Origin of the sequence: Enterococcus sp. AZ197 (assembly GCF_050556405.1) — a bacterium.
In the GTDB taxonomy this organism is placed as follows: Bacteria; Bacillota; Bacilli; order Lactobacillales; family Enterococcaceae; genus Enterococcus; species Enterococcus faecalis.
Genome location: NZ_CP187873.1, coordinates 1364390 through 1381959, shown reverse-complemented (window position 1 = coordinate 1381959; position 17570 = coordinate 1364390). Strand labels below are relative to the sequence as shown.

The 17570-nt window shown below is 36.0% G+C and carries 15 protein-coding genes and 2 pseudogenes; 11 read left to right on the top strand and 6 right to left on the bottom strand.

The features are described 5' to 3' along the window. Positions 1–84: 84 nt before the first annotated feature. Entirely contained in the window at positions 85–1545 is a 1461-nt protein-coding gene (gene cls, locus IGK82_RS06745; RefSeq protein WP_002381891.1) for a cardiolipin synthase, read from the top strand. A 93-nt stretch (positions 1546–1638) separates the two neighbouring features. Here cls and IGK82_RS06740 read toward each other — a convergent pair whose 3' ends face one another. Further along, the gene (locus tag IGK82_RS06740) at positions 1639–2304 is read right to left on the bottom strand and encodes a cyclic nucleotide-binding domain-containing protein (protein ID WP_002398759.1); all 666 of its coding nucleotides are present in this window, start codon (positions 2302–2304) and stop codon (positions 1639–1641) included. Between the two features lie 196 nt (positions 2305–2500). On the opposite strand from IGK82_RS06740, the gene IGK82_RS06735 reads away from it, so the two are divergent. From IGK82_RS06735 to IGK82_RS06700, 8 genes are all read left to right on the top strand, one after another. Beyond that, positions 2501–3424 carry a phosphate/phosphite/phosphonate ABC transporter substrate-binding protein gene (locus IGK82_RS06735; RefSeq protein ID WP_002381894.1) on the top strand — a complete coding sequence of 308 codons (924 nt, stop codon included), beginning with the start codon at positions 2501–2503 and terminating at the stop codon, positions 3422–3424. Between the two features lie 38 nt (positions 3425–3462). After that, entirely contained in the window at positions 3463–4236 is a 774-nt protein-coding gene (gene phnC / locus IGK82_RS06730; RefSeq protein ID WP_010709432.1) for a phosphonate ABC transporter ATP-binding protein, read from the top strand. Then, positions 4233–5012 carry a phosphonate ABC transporter, permease protein PhnE gene (gene phnE / locus IGK82_RS06725; RefSeq protein WP_002360273.1) on the top strand — a complete coding sequence of 260 codons (780 nt, stop codon included), beginning with the start codon at positions 4233–4235 and terminating at the stop codon, positions 5010–5012. The genes phnC and phnE overlap by 4 nt, the downstream gene beginning before the upstream one ends. Then, positions 5009–5791, top strand: a complete 783-nt coding sequence (locus tag IGK82_RS06720) for a PhnE/PtxC family ABC transporter permease (RefSeq protein ID WP_002381897.1) — start codon at positions 5009–5011, stop codon at positions 5789–5791. Before phnE ends, IGK82_RS06720 begins: the two co-directional genes overlap by 4 nt. A gap of 1 nt (position 5792) precedes the next feature. After that, complete coding sequence (locus IGK82_RS06715) at positions 5793–6611, top strand: metallophosphoesterase family protein (protein WP_002389125.1); 819 nt, start codon at positions 5793–5795, stop codon at positions 6609–6611. A gap of 338 nt (positions 6612–6949) precedes the next feature. Then, a complete protein-coding gene (locus IGK82_RS06710) occupies positions 6950–8830 on the top strand; it encodes a beta-glucoside-specific PTS transporter subunit IIABC (protein WP_016622405.1) in 1881 nt (626 codons plus the stop codon). Next, complete coding sequence (locus tag IGK82_RS06705) at positions 8830–10239, top strand: glycoside hydrolase family 1 protein (RefSeq protein ID WP_016622406.1); 1410 nt, start codon at positions 8830–8832, stop codon at positions 10237–10239. The genes IGK82_RS06710 and IGK82_RS06705 overlap by 1 nt, the downstream gene beginning before the upstream one ends. Positions 10240–10348: 109 nt before the next feature. Then, positions 10349–10510, top strand: coding sequence for a hypothetical protein (locus IGK82_RS06700; protein ID WP_002361843.1), 162 nt, complete (start codon positions 10349–10351; stop codon positions 10508–10510). A gap of 59 nt (positions 10511–10569) precedes the next feature. Here the strand turns inward: IGK82_RS06700 and IGK82_RS06695 are convergent, their stop codons facing one another. Both IGK82_RS06695 and IGK82_RS06690 read right to left on the bottom strand, forming a co-directional pair. After that, on the bottom strand, positions 10570–11550 hold the full coding sequence (locus tag IGK82_RS06695; RefSeq protein ID WP_002363973.1) for a LacI family DNA-binding transcriptional regulator: 981 nt from the start codon (positions 11548–11550) through the stop codon (positions 10570–10572). 18 nt (positions 11551–11568) lie between these two features. Then, a complete protein-coding gene (locus tag IGK82_RS06690) occupies positions 11569–13029 on the bottom strand; it encodes a sucrose-6-phosphate hydrolase (RefSeq protein ID WP_002382334.1) in 1461 nt (486 codons plus the stop codon). Positions 13030–13271: 242 nt separating this feature from the next. Between IGK82_RS06690 and IGK82_RS06685 the strand changes: the two are divergent. After that, a pseudogene (locus IGK82_RS06685) lies at positions 13272–13586 on the top strand (alpha-amylase family glycosyl hydrolase); the annotation flags it as partial. Continuing rightward, positions 13586–13997: pseudogene (locus IGK82_RS06680) on the top strand (FAD-binding domain-containing protein); the annotation flags it as partial. The pseudogenes IGK82_RS06685 and IGK82_RS06680, both read left to right, overlap by 1 nt. A gap of 212 nt (positions 13998–14209) precedes the next feature. Here the strand turns inward: IGK82_RS06680 and IGK82_RS06675 are convergent. The 3 genes from IGK82_RS06675 to IGK82_RS06665 all read right to left on the bottom strand — a co-directional run bounded on the left by IGK82_RS06675 (position 14210) and on the right by IGK82_RS06665 (position 17525). Continuing rightward, positions 14210–15646 (bottom strand): catalase, encoded by a 1437-nt coding sequence (locus IGK82_RS06675; protein ID WP_430605167.1) that lies wholly within the window; start codon positions 15644–15646, stop codon positions 14210–14212. A 303-nt stretch (positions 15647–15949) separates the two neighbouring features. Next, positions 15950–16960: a hypothetical protein gene (locus tag IGK82_RS06670; RefSeq protein WP_010708177.1), complete on the bottom strand. Its 1011-nt coding sequence runs from the start codon at positions 16958–16960 to the stop codon at positions 15950–15952. 139 nt (positions 16961–17099) lie between these two features. Next, entirely contained in the window at positions 17100–17525 is a 426-nt protein-coding gene (locus IGK82_RS06665) for an 8-oxo-dGTP diphosphatase (RefSeq protein ID WP_002385906.1), read from the bottom strand. Between the last annotated feature and the right edge of the window lie 45 nt (positions 17526–17570).

The window sequence follows — 17570 nt, the reverse complement described above, 5'->3', positions numbered from 1 at the left end:
TTTTTTGAATACTCGCTCATATTATTCGCCTAATTTAACTGTTATTTGATATAATCTTAGTATGAAGTAAAAAGGAGGTAAGCGATGAAAATTTTTGTTTGGATTTTGTTATTTTTATTAGTAATTAACGTTATTGCTGCCTTAATTACTGTTTTTAGAAAACCTCGTAGTATTTCCAGCGTTTTAGCATGGATGATGACGTTGATTTTCTTGCCTGGTATCGGCTTTATTATTTACTTATTCTGTGGGCGAGGTATCGATGGACAAGAAGTTTTTAAATTGTCTGATGATGAAAAACAAATGGTTCAACGAATTAAAGAAAAAGTGGACATCGATAACAAAAAAGCAGGGCGCGATAAACGTTATGATTTACTTTATGATGCGAAAGTTTTAAATCGTTATTTCCGGAATATGGACGCATCACCGTTGGCCAAAAGAAATAGTTTGCAATTATTCACAGATGGCCAAGAAAAATTCCAAGCATTATTTGAAGATATTCGTGCAGCGAAAGAAACCGTTCATGTGGAATATTATGCGTTTTTTAATGACACGATTGGCAATCAATTTTTAGATGTATTAATCGAAAAGTTGCATGAAGGCGTGGAAGTTTACTTAATTTACGATCCTTGGGGTTCACCCGGCGCAAATAAAAAGTTTTTTGCTCGTTACGTTGACGCTGGAGGAAAAGTAGCTCCCTTTATTACTTCTCGCGATATGATCCGTAAAACACGTCTAAATTATCACTTGCATCGGAAAATTGTTGTCATCGATGGGAAAATTGGCTGGACCGGCGGGTTCAATGTTGGGGATCAATATTTGAATGTCACCGAAAAATTTGGTTACTGGCGAGATACCCATATTCGTTTGGTCGGGACGGCCGTATTTTCATTGCAAGAGATATTTATCATGGATTGGAATGCTTCAGTCAAATATCCTGAAGAACGTATGACGTATCATGAAAAATATTTTAAATTACCAGAAGATCATGAAGTGGAGCATTTGTCCTTACAAGTTGTTTCAGATGGTCCTGATTCAGAAGAAGAAATTTTGAAAAGCGGGTTTGTTCGGATGATTTTTTCTGCAGAAAAGAGTGTCTGGATTCAAACACCGTATTTAATCCCTGACGATAGTATGATTAATGCGTTGTTAGTGGCGGTTCGTTCAGGTGTCGACGTGCGAATTATGATTCCTTGCATGCCTGACCATCCCTTTATTTACCGCGCAACACAATATTACGCGAATTACTTACACAAACGCGGCATTAAAATTTATATTTATGATAGTGGGTTTATTCATGCAAAAACAATGGTAATTGATGATGAATTAGCTATGGTTGGGACAACAAACCAAGATATTCGCAGTTATTCATTGAATTTTGAGGTAAGTACGTTTATTTACAATCCCGACATTGCGTGGATGTTAGCGCAAGTCTTTGAAGAAGATATAGAAAAAAGTGTCTTACTAACCGATGAGATAATTAAAAAACAAGGGTACTGGCTACGTTTCAAGCAAAACTTTTCACGCTTGTTGTCCCCAGTCTTGTAAAAAATATCTTTTAAACAGCTGTACGCTAGTCAAAGAATGATTAACTAATAAAAAACTAAGAAATTAGATAAAAATCTAATTTCTTAGTTTTTTTTATCGTTTCATTTTTGCTATATCTGTCAATTTTTCTGGATTAAGGATGAGGTACTCTTGTTGCTCTTTTTGAATGAGGCCCTCTTTTTTAAATTGTGTAATGAGGCGTGTTAAATGACGATAACTAACGTTTAATGTGGTTGCACAAGTGGTTAGTTTACAATTGAAATAACTATTCTTTTGATGCGCCAAAATATATTTTGCTAAGCGAACATCAACAGGCTCTATCAAAGAGGAAGCCAGAAGTGCACCAGAGTTAAGTCGCTCACTTAAGGTAAGACAAATGGTTTGTAAAAAAAGTAAATCATTCTGTAACGCTGTGCGGTGTTCATTTAACGGAATACATAAACAAAGACACGCAGTATTAGCCAAAACATTACTTTTTGGTGATTTTTTCCATAAAGAAGAGGCTTCGCCTAAGAGCGCAATTGGGTGAGTATAGCTGATGCAAACTTTCTGGTCTTCTAATGTAGGCGTATAAATCATAACATTTCCTTCCAAAAGAAAGTATAAATGGTTAGAGGATTGATCGAGTTCAATTAAATGTTCGGATTTTTCAAATGTTACTAATTGGCCAATTTCTGCTAATGGTGTATCCATGTAACTCTGCAATTGATATAAATCAATATATTCTTGTAATTTCTGTCTATTTTTCAAATATTTCATAAAAACTGTCAGCACCTTTATTTATTGTTAGCTTCATTATAAAATATTTCTAGATAAAAAACGAATATTTTTTTGTTATTTTTGTTAATTGTATGTAAATAAAGTGTAAATAAGGACTTGTGTCTCTATTTAATACTTTAAAAGTTTGCTATGATTTCCTTTGTAAACGAAACATTTATTTTTAGGAGGAGAAAAAATGCGTTTAAAAAAAGTGACATCAATTGTTTTGGGAAGTTTACTTATTCTAGGGTTAAGCGGTTGTGGCATGAGTCAAGCAAAGAAAAAAGAAGTAACATCAGATAAATTAGTTGTTCAATTTGTGCCTACGAATAATGATGGCAGTATGGAAGCGAAGACAAAACCTTTTGCAGAATATTTGTCAAAAAAATTAGATCGTGAAGTGGAAGTAACCTTAGCAACAGATTACTCGACGATTTCTGAAGCAATGGATTCTGGAAAAGTAGATTTAGGAATCATGCCACCTGCAGCCTACGTACGTGCAAAAGATATGCACGCGGCGCAAGCGATTTTAACTTCACAGTTGAAAGATTATGATCAAAAAACAGGGAAGCCTTTAGACAATGTTTTAGCGACAACCTTTAAAGGTGAAGTTTTAGTCCGTAATGATAGTAATTTAAAAGAATTAAAAGATTTAAAAAATAAAAAAATCGCAACATTGAATCCTAATTCTGCAAGCGGCTATATTTATCCTGTCGCTGAGTTAAAAGATTTAGGAATTGATCCCGTACAAGAAGCTACTTTAACGACGGTAAATGATATTCCCAGCGAAATTACTGCCGTTTTAAACGGCCAAATGGATGCAGCCTTTGTTTTTGAAGGAGCGCGAAATGTTTTTAATGCAGCCTTTCCAGATAAAGATTTAACCAAAGAATTACGTGTCCTTTATTTAACAAAAGGTGATATCCCTAACGATGCAATTGCAGTCAATCCAAAAATGTCAACTGATCTAAAAGAAAAGATCAAAGAAACATTTTTAGAGATGAAAAATGACCCTGAAGGAAAAGAAGCTATGAATTTATGGGGGCATTTAGGTTATGAAGAAGCAGCAGATGATGCATATAATACAATCCGTGCATATACAGAAAAAGCAGCAGAATAATCACTAAGACTAATCTAATCAATTAAAGGAGTATCAAAATGATTGTTTTTACTAATGTATCTAAAACCTATCCAAACGGGGTACAAGGATTACAAAATATTAACTTGACAATTAAGGAAGGCGAAATTATTGCCATTATTGGTTTGAGTGGTGCTGGGAAAAGCACCTTTTTGAAGTCGATTAATCGACTAGTGGAAATAACGGAAGGTGAAATTCATATAAACAATCAGTCAATTACTCAGGCTAAGAAAAAAAAGCTGCGCTTGATTCGCCGACAAATTGGTCTTATTTCACAAAATTTTAATTTGGTAAAACGCAGCTCTGTACAAAAAAATGTTCTCTCTGGGCGTTTGGGCTATTACTCTACTTGGAGAAGTATCTTTGGCTTATTTACTAAGGATGACTATCAAAAAACAACGGCAGCTTTAAATGCTGTCGGACTTGTGGATAAACTGCATACACGTAGTGATGAATTAAGTGGCGGACAGCAACAACGTGTCTCTATTGCACGTGCGTTGGTTCAACAGGCGCCGATCATCTTGGCAGATGAACCCGTAGCTTCATTGGACCCTATTATGACAAAAAAAGTGATGAACGATTTACAAACGATTAATCAGACACTAGGGAAAACTATCGTTATAAATTTACATTCTGTTTCTTTAGCACGGGAGTATGCCACAAGAATTATTGCTTTAAAAAGTGGTGAAGTTGTTTTTGATGGGATTCCAGAACAATTGACTGATACTCGTTTAGAAGAAATTTACGGCATGGCAATCTTTGAAGAAGTAGAAATGGCGGAGAACAACGTATGAAGATAAAAGATACTATCCATTTTCTATGGTATAAAAAACTATTTATATTGTTTATTATATTTATTTGTATAGAAAGTAGTATTGCTGTTACTGGTGCGGATTTTACTGAAATTCTTACTAATTTCAGCCAAATTGGTCGCTTTTTGCAGCAATTTTTCCCACCAGACTTTTCATTTTTACCCAAAATTATTACACCTTTAATCAAGACATTGGAAATCTCTTTTTTAGGCACGATACTAGGATTCCTTTTAGCAGTTCCTTTTAGCTTTTTAGCCTCAAATGTTGTCACAAAAAACAGAATAGGGTTGTTAATATTAAGATTTTTTCTAAGTTTGATTCGGACAATTCCGACACTTTTACTTGCGGCATTAATGGTGGCGATTTTTGGTATTGGTGAAGCAACAGGTGTCCTGACAATTACCATCTTTACTTTTGGTATGTTATCACAATTAATGTTTCAGGCAATTGAAACAATTGATTTAGGGCCAATTGAAGCTACCGAAGCAACAGGAGCCACTCAATTACAAATTGCTGTATGGTCTATTTTCCCGCAAGTAGCCAGTCAATTTTTTGGGTATGCTTTTTACGCCTTTGAAGTAAATGTTCGTGCATCCACAGTATTGGGTTATGTAGGTGCTGGAGGCATTGGGATTATTTTAAACACCTCCCTTTCTTTAGCTAAATATGATCGCGTGGGTATCATCATTCTAGTCATTTTGGTAATGGAAATAGTTGTTGATTGGTTGAGTGCATATGTTAGGAGAACGTTATTATGATCATAACAGAAATAAGTAAAAAGAAAATAGTATCAACAGTAGTACTAATTTTACTATTTTTCATTACACTTACACGAATCGATTATACAGGACTTCAAACATTTTCTTTAAAAATGGCGATAGATGTATTTATTGGATTGGGGCATCCAGATTGGTCCTTTGTCTACGATGGGAGTGGGGAAGATTTAGTAAGTTTACTTATTTTAACGGTTGCAATTGCTTGTTTGGGTACTTCTTTTGCAACTGTATTAGCAATACCAGTAACTTTATTTAGTGCCGTTAATTTGTGGCCATCTGCACCTTTTTTAACAAAGATTGGCAAGCTTGGTAGCCATATTTTACGCGCTTTTCCAGAATTAATTTTAGCAATTATTTTTGTAAAAGTCTTGGGGCCCGGCCCATTTGCTGGAGTAATGGCAATTGGTGTTCACCAAATTGGGATGTTGAGTAAGTTGTTCACAGAAGAATTAGAAAGTATGGATGAAAAATTGATCGAAAGTATGGATGCTGTGGGGGCAAATTTTTGGCAAAAGTTATTTTATGTGCGAATCCCTTCTTTACTACCTATTTATAGCTCTCTGATATTAAATCATGTTGAAATTGCTATTCGAAGTGCAGCTACTTTAGGCTTAGTAGGTGCTGGGGGCATTGGAGCACCATTAATTTTTGCGATCCAAACAAGAAATTGGAGTAAAGTGAGTATTCTATTAATAGGTGTTGTATTGACAATTTTTGTTTTAGATCAAGTAACAGAATTAATTAGAAAGAAATTGAGATAGTATGGATATTTTACATTTATCAGATATTCATTTTCGTAGAAATTATGAAAAAGCAAAAGATGGTTATAAAGGAATGTTAACCAAAATGGAAAATCCGTTGATTCGCTTAGAGTCCTCTTTAACCAGTCTATTAAAAATAAAAAAAATTGATTTAGTAATTATCAGTGGTGATCTCACAGAAGACGGTGAGCCAGAAGACTACGCTTTTTTAAAACAAAAGTTACAAACTATCTTACAGGGAATTCCGATGATTGTGACATTAGGAAATCATGATATAAAGAAAAACTTTCGAATTGGTTGGCTTAATCAAATAGGAACTGAACGACCGTATAACGTTGTACAAACTTATCCAGAATTTCACATTATTAGTCTAGATAATTCAGAACATGACAATCCTGATGGCCATATGAATAAGGAACAAAAAGATTGGTTACAAACAACTTTAAAAAAATTGTCAGATAAGCCTATCCTGTTAGTCATGCATCATCATTTGTTAAGGGAACAAAGTAGTATGCCGACATTGCCAGAAGCAGAGGAAACCATTCAATTATTAAAAGGTTCTGATATTTTAGGTGTATTAACTGGCCATACACATCATCCGTATTTACACCACATAAACGGGATTCCCTATTATACGGTAGCTGGCATGTCTTTTGTTGGCGAAGATGAAGGTCAGGGGATTGTAAGGTTTGAAGAAAATTATGGCTATAACCTATATTCTATTGACAAAGGTCGGTTTACCCATTTTCAAGTAAATTATTATAGAACAGACAAACTATTAGCTAAATTAAACATGCAGATAGATAGCTCTGTTTTATAATTACACAATAACATACCATAGTAACTGGTCATAAAAAATCAGTTTGCTATGGTATTTGCTATGTGGAAAAAGATTAAAATAGAGTGTAGTGCACGACAATTTCATCTTCATCTGCTTATTTTAGGTTCGTACACCTAATTCATTGATAATCCCTCTAAATAATGGTAAATTAAAAATAAATTCAATCAGCTATTCTATCGTGAGAAACATAGTTATTACGTAGATCAGATCAAAGGGACATTCACGACGAGCAAATATTGAGTGTGTTTGCTGAAACGTGCATGTGTGATTTGGTCTTTTTTATTGAGCTGTTATTTTATAGATAAGGAGTGGTCACCATGGACTACCAAGCAATAGCAAAAGAAATTTTGAAAGACGTAGGTGGCAAAGACAATATCGTGGATGTCACACATTGTTATACACGATTGCGTTTCGTATTGAAAGATACGAAACAAGCGAACAAAGAAGCCTTACTACAAACAGAAGGTGTCATTTCTGTTGTTGAAAGTGGCGGGCAGTATCAAGTGGTTTTAGGCAATAAAGTCGCGCATGTTTATAATGCTCTAGAACCTTTGTTGGCTCAGCAACTTACGACCAAAACATCTACAAAAGAAAAAAATTCATTAGGTAATCGAATTTTAAATACTGTTGCCGCGATTTTCACGCCTGTCGTACCAGCAATTGCCGCTTCTGGCATGTTAAAAGGAATTCTAGCTATTGCTGTGATGGTCGCAAACAATTTTTACCAGGTCGATTTAAAACCTTTGAATACGTATATTATTTTAAGCGCCGCTTCCGATGCACTTTTTTATTTTATGCCAGTTATTTTAGGTTATTCAGCTGCTAAGGTTTTCAAAACAAACGAATATATCGCCATGGTAATTGGTGCCACCTTATGTTATCCAACCATCGTTTCATTAATGACTGAAGAATCAGCGGTTACCTTGTTTGGATTACATGTGACCAAAGCCAATTACGTTTCCACAGTAATTCCTATTATTCTTGCAATTTTTATGTTAGCTTATGTGCAACGCTTTTTGGAAAAAGTTATTCCAGAAGTTCTAAAAATTATTATGGTTCCTACGCTATCATTACTTTTAATGATTCCAGCCACTTTATTATTATTTGGACCGATAGGGATTTATTTAGGTGACGGCGTGAATTGGTTGTATTATTATATAATGAATTTTAGTCCCATCTTGTTAGGCGGTTTTATCGGCGGAATTTGGTGTGTCTTAGTCATTTTTGGGGCTCACCGCGGACTTGTGCCAATTGGGATTAATGATGTCGCTCGAACAGGGCGGCAAAATTTGCTAGCGTTTGCTGGTGCAGCAAACTTTTCTCAAGCGGGCGCCGCATTTGGCGTGTTTGTCCGCACAAAAAATAAAGACTTGAAAGCCGTTGCTGCATCTGCAACAGTGACTGCATTATTTGGTATCACAGAACCAGCCATTTATGGTGCAAACTTGCGGCTAAAAAAACCGATGATTTATGCGGTGGCTAGCGGAGCAGCAGGTGGGGCCTTAATGGGCTGGGGCGGTTCCTACGGGACAGCCTTCGCTAACCAAGGACTCTTGACCATCCCAGTTTACGCAGAAGCAGGAACCAAAGCCTTTATTTGTTATTTATTAGGTTGTGGCATTGCTTTTTTTGGTGCATTTCTATTAACGATTTTTCTAGGCTTTAATGATTTACCGCTTGACGAGTCACGTCAAGAACCCGGCTTCAAGACAGAGGCAGGGACAGTCAAAGAAAAACAACGGATTCAAGCACCTGTTCAAGGACAACTCGTATCTTTAGACCAAATCAACGATGAAGTCTTTGCTTCTCAACAAATGGGAAAAACACTAGCTATTTATCCGATAGAGGAACAAATTGTTTCTCCAGGAAATGGGCAGGTGACGGCTTTATATCCAACTCATCATGCAATTGGCTTAAAGTTAGACAATGGTGCTGAAATCCTCCTTCACATTGGAATCAATACAGTTGAATTAAAAGGACGAGGATTTGAGAGGTTCGTAAAAGCAGGAGAAAGGGTCAGACTAGGACAAAAACTGCTCTCTTTTGATAAACAAATCATCCAAGCTGCTGGTTATGATCCAACCGTCTTAGTCATCGTAACAAATACTGCGGAAATGGCTATAATTGAGACAACCAAACAAACAGAGATTACACCACAAACAAATTTATTTTTCATGCAAGTAAAGGAGCAAAACTAATGGTTAAACAATTTAAGAACGATTTTTTATGGGGAGCTTCTTCCTCCGCTTTTCAAATTGAGGGCGCTTGGAATGAGGACGGCAAAGGCCTAACAGTCGCTGATTACAATTCTTTTAAAAAGTCAGCTGTACAAGCAGATACGAAAGTCGCCAGCGATTTTTACCATCGTTTCAAAGAGGACATTGCGTTAATGAAAGAATTAGGCTTAAAAACCTATCGTTTTTCTCTTTCATGGGCACGAATCATTCCAACAGGTGATGGCGAAATCAATCAAGCCGGCATCGATTTTTATAATTCTGTCATTGATACACTTTTAGAAAACGATATTTTGCCGTTTGTCACACTGTATCATTTTGATTTACCTTTTGCGTTGGTGGAAAAATACAATGGTTGGGCGGATCGTCGCTGCGTTTCCGCATTTCAACGCTATGCGCAAGTCTGTTATCAAGCGTTTGGTGATCGAGTCAAAAATTGGCAAGTTACGAACGAACAAAACTTAATGATTCGTGTTGATGAACGAATGAATATGTACGATGTTGCACCAGAAAATGTTGAAAAAATTCGTGCACAAATGGATTACCATATGTTTGTTGCCCATGCGTTAGCGACGAATGATTGTCACCAATTGGTTGCTGGGGGAAAAGTCGGTCCCTCTGTTTCCTCAACGATGACTTATCCTAGTTCCAATAAGCCTGAAGATGTTTGGGCAGCTCGTATGAATGATAACTTTAAAACGAATTACGCTCTAGAAATGTATTGTTTTGGCGAATACCCTGGTTACTATCAAGAGTATTTGACCAAATGCGGCATTTATCCCGAAACACAGCCAGAAGATCAAGCAATTCTGAAAGCCGCTAAACCAGATTTTATCGCCCTTAATTATTATCGGACGTTAGTTGCTAGCTATTTACCGACAGATGAACAACACCCATTGGGTACGAAAGAAAAGGACATTGATTTTGATCTATACGGTTATTTTAAAATCGAAAAAAATCAACATTTAAAAACCTCTAAGTATGGTGCCCAAATTGATCCAACTGGTCTACGTTTAGTTTTAAATGATTATTATCGTCAATACCGTTTGCCGTTAATCATTACAGAAAACGGTTTAGGCACACCAGATCACCTAACAGAGGACGGAAAAATTCATGATGATTATCGAATTGCGTATTTGCATGATCATATTGCTGCTTGTCATGCGGCTATTTCTGACGGTGTTGAGTTGTTTGGCTATTGCCCTTGGTCGGTCATGGATATTTTAAGTTCCCATCAAGGATTCAAAAAACGCTACGGTTTTATTTACGTTAATCGTGAAGACCATGAGTTAAAAGATTTACGACGCATTAAAAAAGATAGTTTTTATTGGTACCAATCAGTGATTAAAAATAATGGGTTACCAGAAGAATAATGACCAAAAAGGATCATCCGTTGGCATAAGCGGGTGATCCTTTTGTTTTCAAGTTTTGTCGTTCCGTGTTAGGCTTAAGTTAATAAACCCATTAAAGGTGGTGAGAGAGATGAATAACTACGATTTATGGAAATGGGCTGCCGGGAAACGAACCGAAAAAGATAAAAATGAAACCTATAGCGCCAAAAATTGGTGGTATGTTTTACTAATGCTCGGTGTATTTGTAGGGATCATGTTGTTGTATTATTTAATCTCTGTGCTTTGGAATTAAGGGAAAATGGGCAAATGAGGAATTAAGAATAAAAAAAGACACCTTTTCAGGTGTCTTTTTTAACAGGATTCAGACAATGATAGCTGAATTGGAATAGGATAATTTTCCTCAAGTGCAACATCAGGATCCTTCATTCTACGAAGCAGTAAGTCAATCATAACGTCACACATCTCGTCGATTGGCTGCACAATGGTTGATAGTTGTGGGGCAATTCTTTTGATTAATTTTGTCCCATCATAACCAATTACTTTTAATTCTTCAGGAATGGATATCTTCAATTTTTGAGCAATATTCATAACTGTAATTGCTGTCAAATCATCTGTACAAAAGATGCCGTCTACAGTTTTATTTTGAAGCAAACGTTCGATTTCTAGATTTTTTAATGTTGTTGAGGTCCCATTATCAATTTGTAGAATCGTTTTTTCTGCGCCATATTTTTCCATTGTTTGTTTATAACCAGCCAATCGATAATCGCTAGGTGCGCCTGTGTTATTAGCACCAGTAATAATTGCAATCTTTTGTGCACCACTTGCAAATAAGGCTTCAGTGGCTTTTTGGCCCCCTTGAAAGTTTTGCGAAGAGACAATTGGAATGCCAGGTGCCAAGAAACGGTCAAAGGAAACAATAGGTAGTGAAACATTTTCATATTCGTTAATAGCTAAGTTATGGCTACCAGTGATTACACCGTCCACTTTATTTGCAGCGAGCATTCGTAAATAGGCGCGCTCTTTTTCTGGATCTTTTTCACTATCACATAAAATCACTTTATATCCTTGAACAAAGAGCTTTCTTTCCAGTGTTTCAATTAATTCACCAAAAAATGGATGACTAACAGAAGGGAAGACTAAACCAATCAGCTGCGTACTTTTTCCTTGGAGGCTTCTGGCTAATCCATTAGGTTGATAATTTAATTCTTCCATCGCTTGATGAACTTTATCAATTGTTTTTTGACTAAGATAACCATAATTATTAATCACGCGGCTTACCGTTGTCGGGCTCACCCCAGCAAGCTTTGCTACATCCGTTAATTTAACCACCATCAAAATTCACCATCATTCCTAATTATTCGTATTTTCCAGCTCATAAAAACAAGCTTTTGCCGTCTTGGATAGATGAAGATACTGTTGCGCTTTATCTGGAAAGAAGCGACCAGTCATCGTTTTTTCACCTTTATTTACATAGATTTCTGCAACAGAGCAATCAACAAAAATAGTTAACTGAACTGACTTATTTTTCCTAATTTTAGTTTCACGAATTGTGCCATACTTTTCAGCAAAAGATTGGCCAGCAAATGTTCGATCAAGGGTTATTTTACCATGAATCGTATCAATTGTAATTAAAAGTCCTTTTGAACCCGTTTCGTTCGCTAAAAGCCGAATAAAAGCAATCTCATTTTTGGGAATATCCACTTCTAATTCAAAAGAAGCAGTAGATAAGAAATGGCAGCCATTTGATAAAGTAGTAGCGGATTGACGAAGCATTTCTGTTTCAGAAACTGGATATTGAAATAGTTTCCCGTTGTGAATTGTGAGTTCTTTAACCAGACTTAAGCCATTTGCCCAACCCTCCACATCACTTGGGTAAGTGATTTCTGGCAACCCAATCCAACTGACCGCAAGTGCACGACCATCTGGCGCATTAAAGGCTTGAGTGGCGTAGACATCAAATCCTTCATCTAAATTTTCAAAAGGCCCAGCCTGAACTAAAGAAAGATTCTCCAAATCAAACGTTTCGGCCAATGTGTACATATTCGGATAGATATTCTGATAACTTTTTACAGATGGAGATAGACCTTGTGGGCAAAATAATAAGACAGGCTGGCCATCAATAAATACCAAATTGGGGCATTCAACCATGTAGCCTAATTCTTGGTTGGTGAACGTCAATTCGCCAAGTTGATGAAAATTGTGTACATTTCGATCTTTAGAAAAATAGACCACAATTTTTCCTTGTCCATTTAAATCACTAGCACCAATTAATAAAACAAGTCCTTCTTGATAAGGAAATACCATCGGATCACGAAAATGGGAAGAATAATTGGGGTCAATAGGTAGGAATGGTGTTGATTCCTTTGTGATCGCACCTAAAGAATTCAGCCATGCAATATTTTGATATGCAAATCGTTGCCAAGTTTGATCACGAACATTTCCTGTATAAAATAAACATAGTTGGTTATCTATTGTTAAAGCTGAGCCTGAATAGACGCCATGAGAATCATATTCAGAGTCGGGATAAAGGGCAATTCCTTCATAATCCCAGTGAATTAAGTCGGAGGAAGTTAAGTGGGCCCAACTTTTTAGTCCGTGAACACTCCCGAAAGGAAACGCTTGATAAAATAAATGCCACTGGTTATTGAAATACGAAAAACCGTTGGGATCATTTAGTAGTCCTGTCTGTGGTTGAATATGATACTTAAAACGCCAACTAGATTGCGCGATAATAGAAGTTAGATTTTCGAGGTGAGCAGATGTCCAAGAAGAATAAGGCGCATAACGTAATTCATCCGTCCATTGGTTCATGATGCTTGACATAAGTAATGTCTCCTTTATTAGAAAATAGTAGTTAGTCTAATAGTATAAACAAATCAGAAAAAAGTCAAACGTATAACATATATAAATCTATTTAAATCAAAAGAATATTATAATTTACATTTATTTATGATAAACGTTTGACATATTACGCAAAAACGAGTATCATACAAAATGTAAAAACGGTTACAGAAAAAATTAACAGGACTAGTTTAAGAGTGAGGAGAACCAGAATGAACAGAAATTGGTGGCAAAAAGAAGTGGCCTATCAAATTTATCCACGTAGCTTTTCGGATAGTAATAATGACGGAATTGGTGATTTACAAGGCATTATTCAAAAACTGGATTACTTAGAAAATTTAGGAATTACGCTGATTTGGCTGAGTCCAATGTACCCGTCGCCAATGGCTGACAATGGATATGATATTTCAGACTATTATGGTATTTCTAGCGATTTTGGTACAATGGCAGACTTCGATGAACTCATTGAAGAAGCAAAAAAACGAAACATAAAAGTTATTTTAGATTTGGTGGTAAACCATACATCCGCTTAAGAATGATTACTGCCTCTTTTTTAGTTAAAAATTTACACATCGATTGGCGTTGGGGTGAAAAATACTTTCAAAAAATGTTGATTGATTATGATGCCGCCAATAATATCGGTGGCTGGCAATGGGCTGCTTCGACAGGAACGGACGCTGTCCCGTATTTTCGGATTTTTAATCCAATTATCCAGTCAAAAAAATTTGATAATGACGGCCAGTTCATCAAAAAATATGTTCCAGAACTTAAGCAAGTGCCACAAAAGTATATTCATCAACCAAATCTAATGAACGAAGCCTTACAAACGCAATATCATGTACATTTAGGAGAAAATTATCCAAAACCCATTGTCGATTATGCATTATGAAGCGAGCAAAGAAATTCATCAAGAAATGAACAATCCAAGGTTTCAATAAACAGTAAACCCAACTAGCTTGGCAAACAACTTGTAAGGTTAGTTGGGCAAATTAATTAGTCGAAAGAGAAGTGCAATTTATCGGCTAAAGTTTTTTATTCTATTCTAGTTAACATAATATACATTATACAAAGTAGAGTAAAAAGCATTGAAAAGCAAACAAAACCAGTCTTTAGTTTATCTAGACTGGTTTTGTCACATACGTTATATAAATTATGCTTGTTGCTTGATGGCTTGTGCGACACGTGCTCCATATTCTGGATTTACTCTAGTGAACAAATCAATTTGACGCGCGATGATTTCTTGATTTTTCACTTGACCTAAAGATGCCGCTATATTGTTAATTAAGTTTTCTTTTTCTTCGCTTGGCAGCAAATTATACAAAGCGTTTGCTTGTGTAAAGTGATCTTGATTATAGCTATAATTACCAACATTTCCTTCAACTTCAAAGGAACTAATTTTCGCTGTAGGATCTTCTTTTGGTGTTTCAGTATAACTATTTGGTTCGTAATTAATTTCGCTATTGCCATTGTTAAAACGCATATTGCCGTCTTTTTGGTAGTTATTTACAGGCGCTTTTGCTTGGTTGATCGGCAATTGGTGACTATTAGCGCCCACGCGATGACGATGCGCGTCCCCATAAGCGAACAAACGTCCTTGCAATAATTTATCTGGAGAAGCTTCAATACCAGGAACGAAATTCCCTGGTGAAAAGGTTACTTGTTCAACCTCTGCAAAATAATTCTCTGGATTTCTATTTAAAGTCATCGTGCCAACTTCAATCAGCGGAAACTCTTTTTGAGAAACCGTTTTTGTTACATCAAAAAGAGTTTCTTTCATTGTTAACGCATCTGCATACGGGATAATTTGCACAGATAATGTCCAAGAAGGAAATTCTTGATTTTCAATTGCATTATGCAAATCTTCAATATGGAAATCTGGGTTTTTCCCAGCAATTTCTTCTGCTAATTGACTCTCTAGATTTTTGATTCCTTGATTCGTCTTGAAGTGATATTTAACAAAAAATACTTCTCCAGCAGCATTGACCCATTTGAATGTATGGCTACCAAAACCATGCATATGACGGAACGACAACGGAATGCCACGATCACTCATTAAAATTGTTACTTGATGAAGGCTTTCAGGTGAATGAGACCAAAAATCCCAAACAGCTTCTGGACTTTTCAAATGCGTCCGTGGATTTCTTTTTTGGCTATGAATAAAATCTGGAAACTTAATTGCATCACGAATGAAAAAAATGGGCGTATTATTGCCAACTAAGTCGTAATTTCCTTCGTCTGTATAGAATTTAAGCGCAAAACCGCGAGGATCACGCAATGTATCTGATGAACCTAATTCTCCAGCTACAGTTGAAAAACGAGCGAATAAAGGTGTTTCTTTGCCAACTTCAGATAAAAAATCGGCTTTAGTATATTGTGCCATTGATTGGCTCACCTTGAAAATCCCATGAGCACCAGCACCTTTGGCATGAACAACCCGTTCTGGCACGCGCTCACGATTAAAATGAGCTAATTTTTCTAATAAATGAACGTCTTGGATTAGGACAGGACCAAATTCTCCTGCAGTTAGCGAATTTTGATTATCGCCAACTGGACTTCCTTGTGACGTAGTTAAATGTTGATTTTTCACCTAAAACACTCCTTCATCTAAAATTATACTCATTGTATAAAAAAAAACACTCTGCATAACAAAAATAATGCTTAAAAACACTCGAAAACATTTGTTATTTAATAGAATGATTAAAAATAGCAGTAGAATTTAAATCAAAAACAAATGTATTAATTTTAAACTGTTTACACCATCTAAAATAACAACCAATAATTCAAAGAAAACTAAAATGCTGTTTTTTTATTCAAAAAAGACCTAGCATCCCAATCATGCTAGGTCTTTCGTTACTTTTTTTGAGCGACCGTTTTTATTGGTCATTCAGCGTTATTGATTGATCGCAACAGTCGTGTCTTCTGTCGATAGACCTGTCATAGAGGTGCTATCGGAAAAAATTTTTTCAACTTCTTGTTCTGATAAAATATTTTCTTTCTTAGGCATTGAAATCGTCGCTTTTTTGGCTTTTTGTGTAATGCTAATTTTACTAGATAATGATTCAAGTCCCATGTCAACGTTCTTGTCTTGTTGCGGTTTCACATTAATCAACATATTTGTTTTATTTTCTTTTGTATTAACAGAAACTTTAGCAGAAACATCTTTGATTTTTTCGAAAGGATCTTGTTCTTTACCTTTCTCAGATGCTTCTGTCGTAATTTTGATTAACTTTTGTAATTCTTTTTTTGTAAACGTATGGGTAATGGTGTCCCCTTTTTTCTCGAACGTATCCTTGTCTAATCCTTCTAAAAACTCTTTGTATTCCTTAGCAGACTGTTTTCGTTCTTTTTCCGATTCTTGATACTCTTTGATTGTATCTTGCCATTCTTTCGTACTTTCCTCGTTCATGGCTAAAAGATCAATGTATTTTCCTTTTAGTTTTTCTGTATCTAACTGAGAACTATCGATAGCACCGTCAGTCATTGAGTCTGCGACAGCGACAATATATTCCATCATATCTGTTGCTAAATAGAGTTTTGGCTCTTTGCCCTCGTTATCTAACGATCCAACCAATGAAATCGGTACATCCATTCCCATCGCTTTTAATTTCATCTCTAAGTTGAATGCTTTTTCTTTTTTGGCATCTACTTGAATCTTCCCAGAAAGCGATGCGTCTTTGATTTGCGTGATGAGCATCCCAATCATAGGATTCGTTTGTGCACTATCTTCTTGTGAAAATTTCATGTCACTAATTGACATAGAGAAATCCCAAACCCCAGATTCTTGTGCGTTTTGATTGCCAATCCCTTGAATGAACTCATCTTTCGCACTTTTGCCACAACCTGTCAGTAACAAAGCTGAACAGAAAACGCCTGCGACAATCCCCACTTTTCTTTTTAACACACTTTTTCCCCCTCATTATATAAAAAATTAATTCCCTTTTATTAAGAATAGCAAACATTGCTTATAAATAGCAATGTTTAATTTTAGATTTCCTCTCTTTTAATAAGTGGGATTGATTTAATCTTTTAGGTTTGAATCATTAAGCTGTATTATTTTTAAAATAAAATTGCTTTTCGCCAAAAAATACTGGGAAAAGTTCTGCTAAACTGCCAGCTAAAGGACCTTCTCGCAATTCTTTTTCAGTGACCCAAAACAAGGGTTGTTCCGTTTCTTCTGGTAGTTCATCCGCTGTTTCTGCAATGAATAATGTGGCTAATTCCCGCGCACCTGAACAATCATTCAGCCATTCTGCAACACCTACTAATTGTGGTTTCAGCACTAATCCTGTTTCTTCAAGGAGTTCGCGAACCATGGCTGTTTCCATGCCCTCGTTTTTTTCAACATGTCCGCCAGGAAACGTCCAACCAGGCCAATCCTTTTTTTGTCGTTCTTGCACAAGGATTTCATTTTTCTGATTTCTAATCATACATAATGTTGTTAATTCTACTTCAAAATTCCGATTCATTTGGCACCTCATAATTTTTTCCTTTGTTAAGGTTACGATACAGAA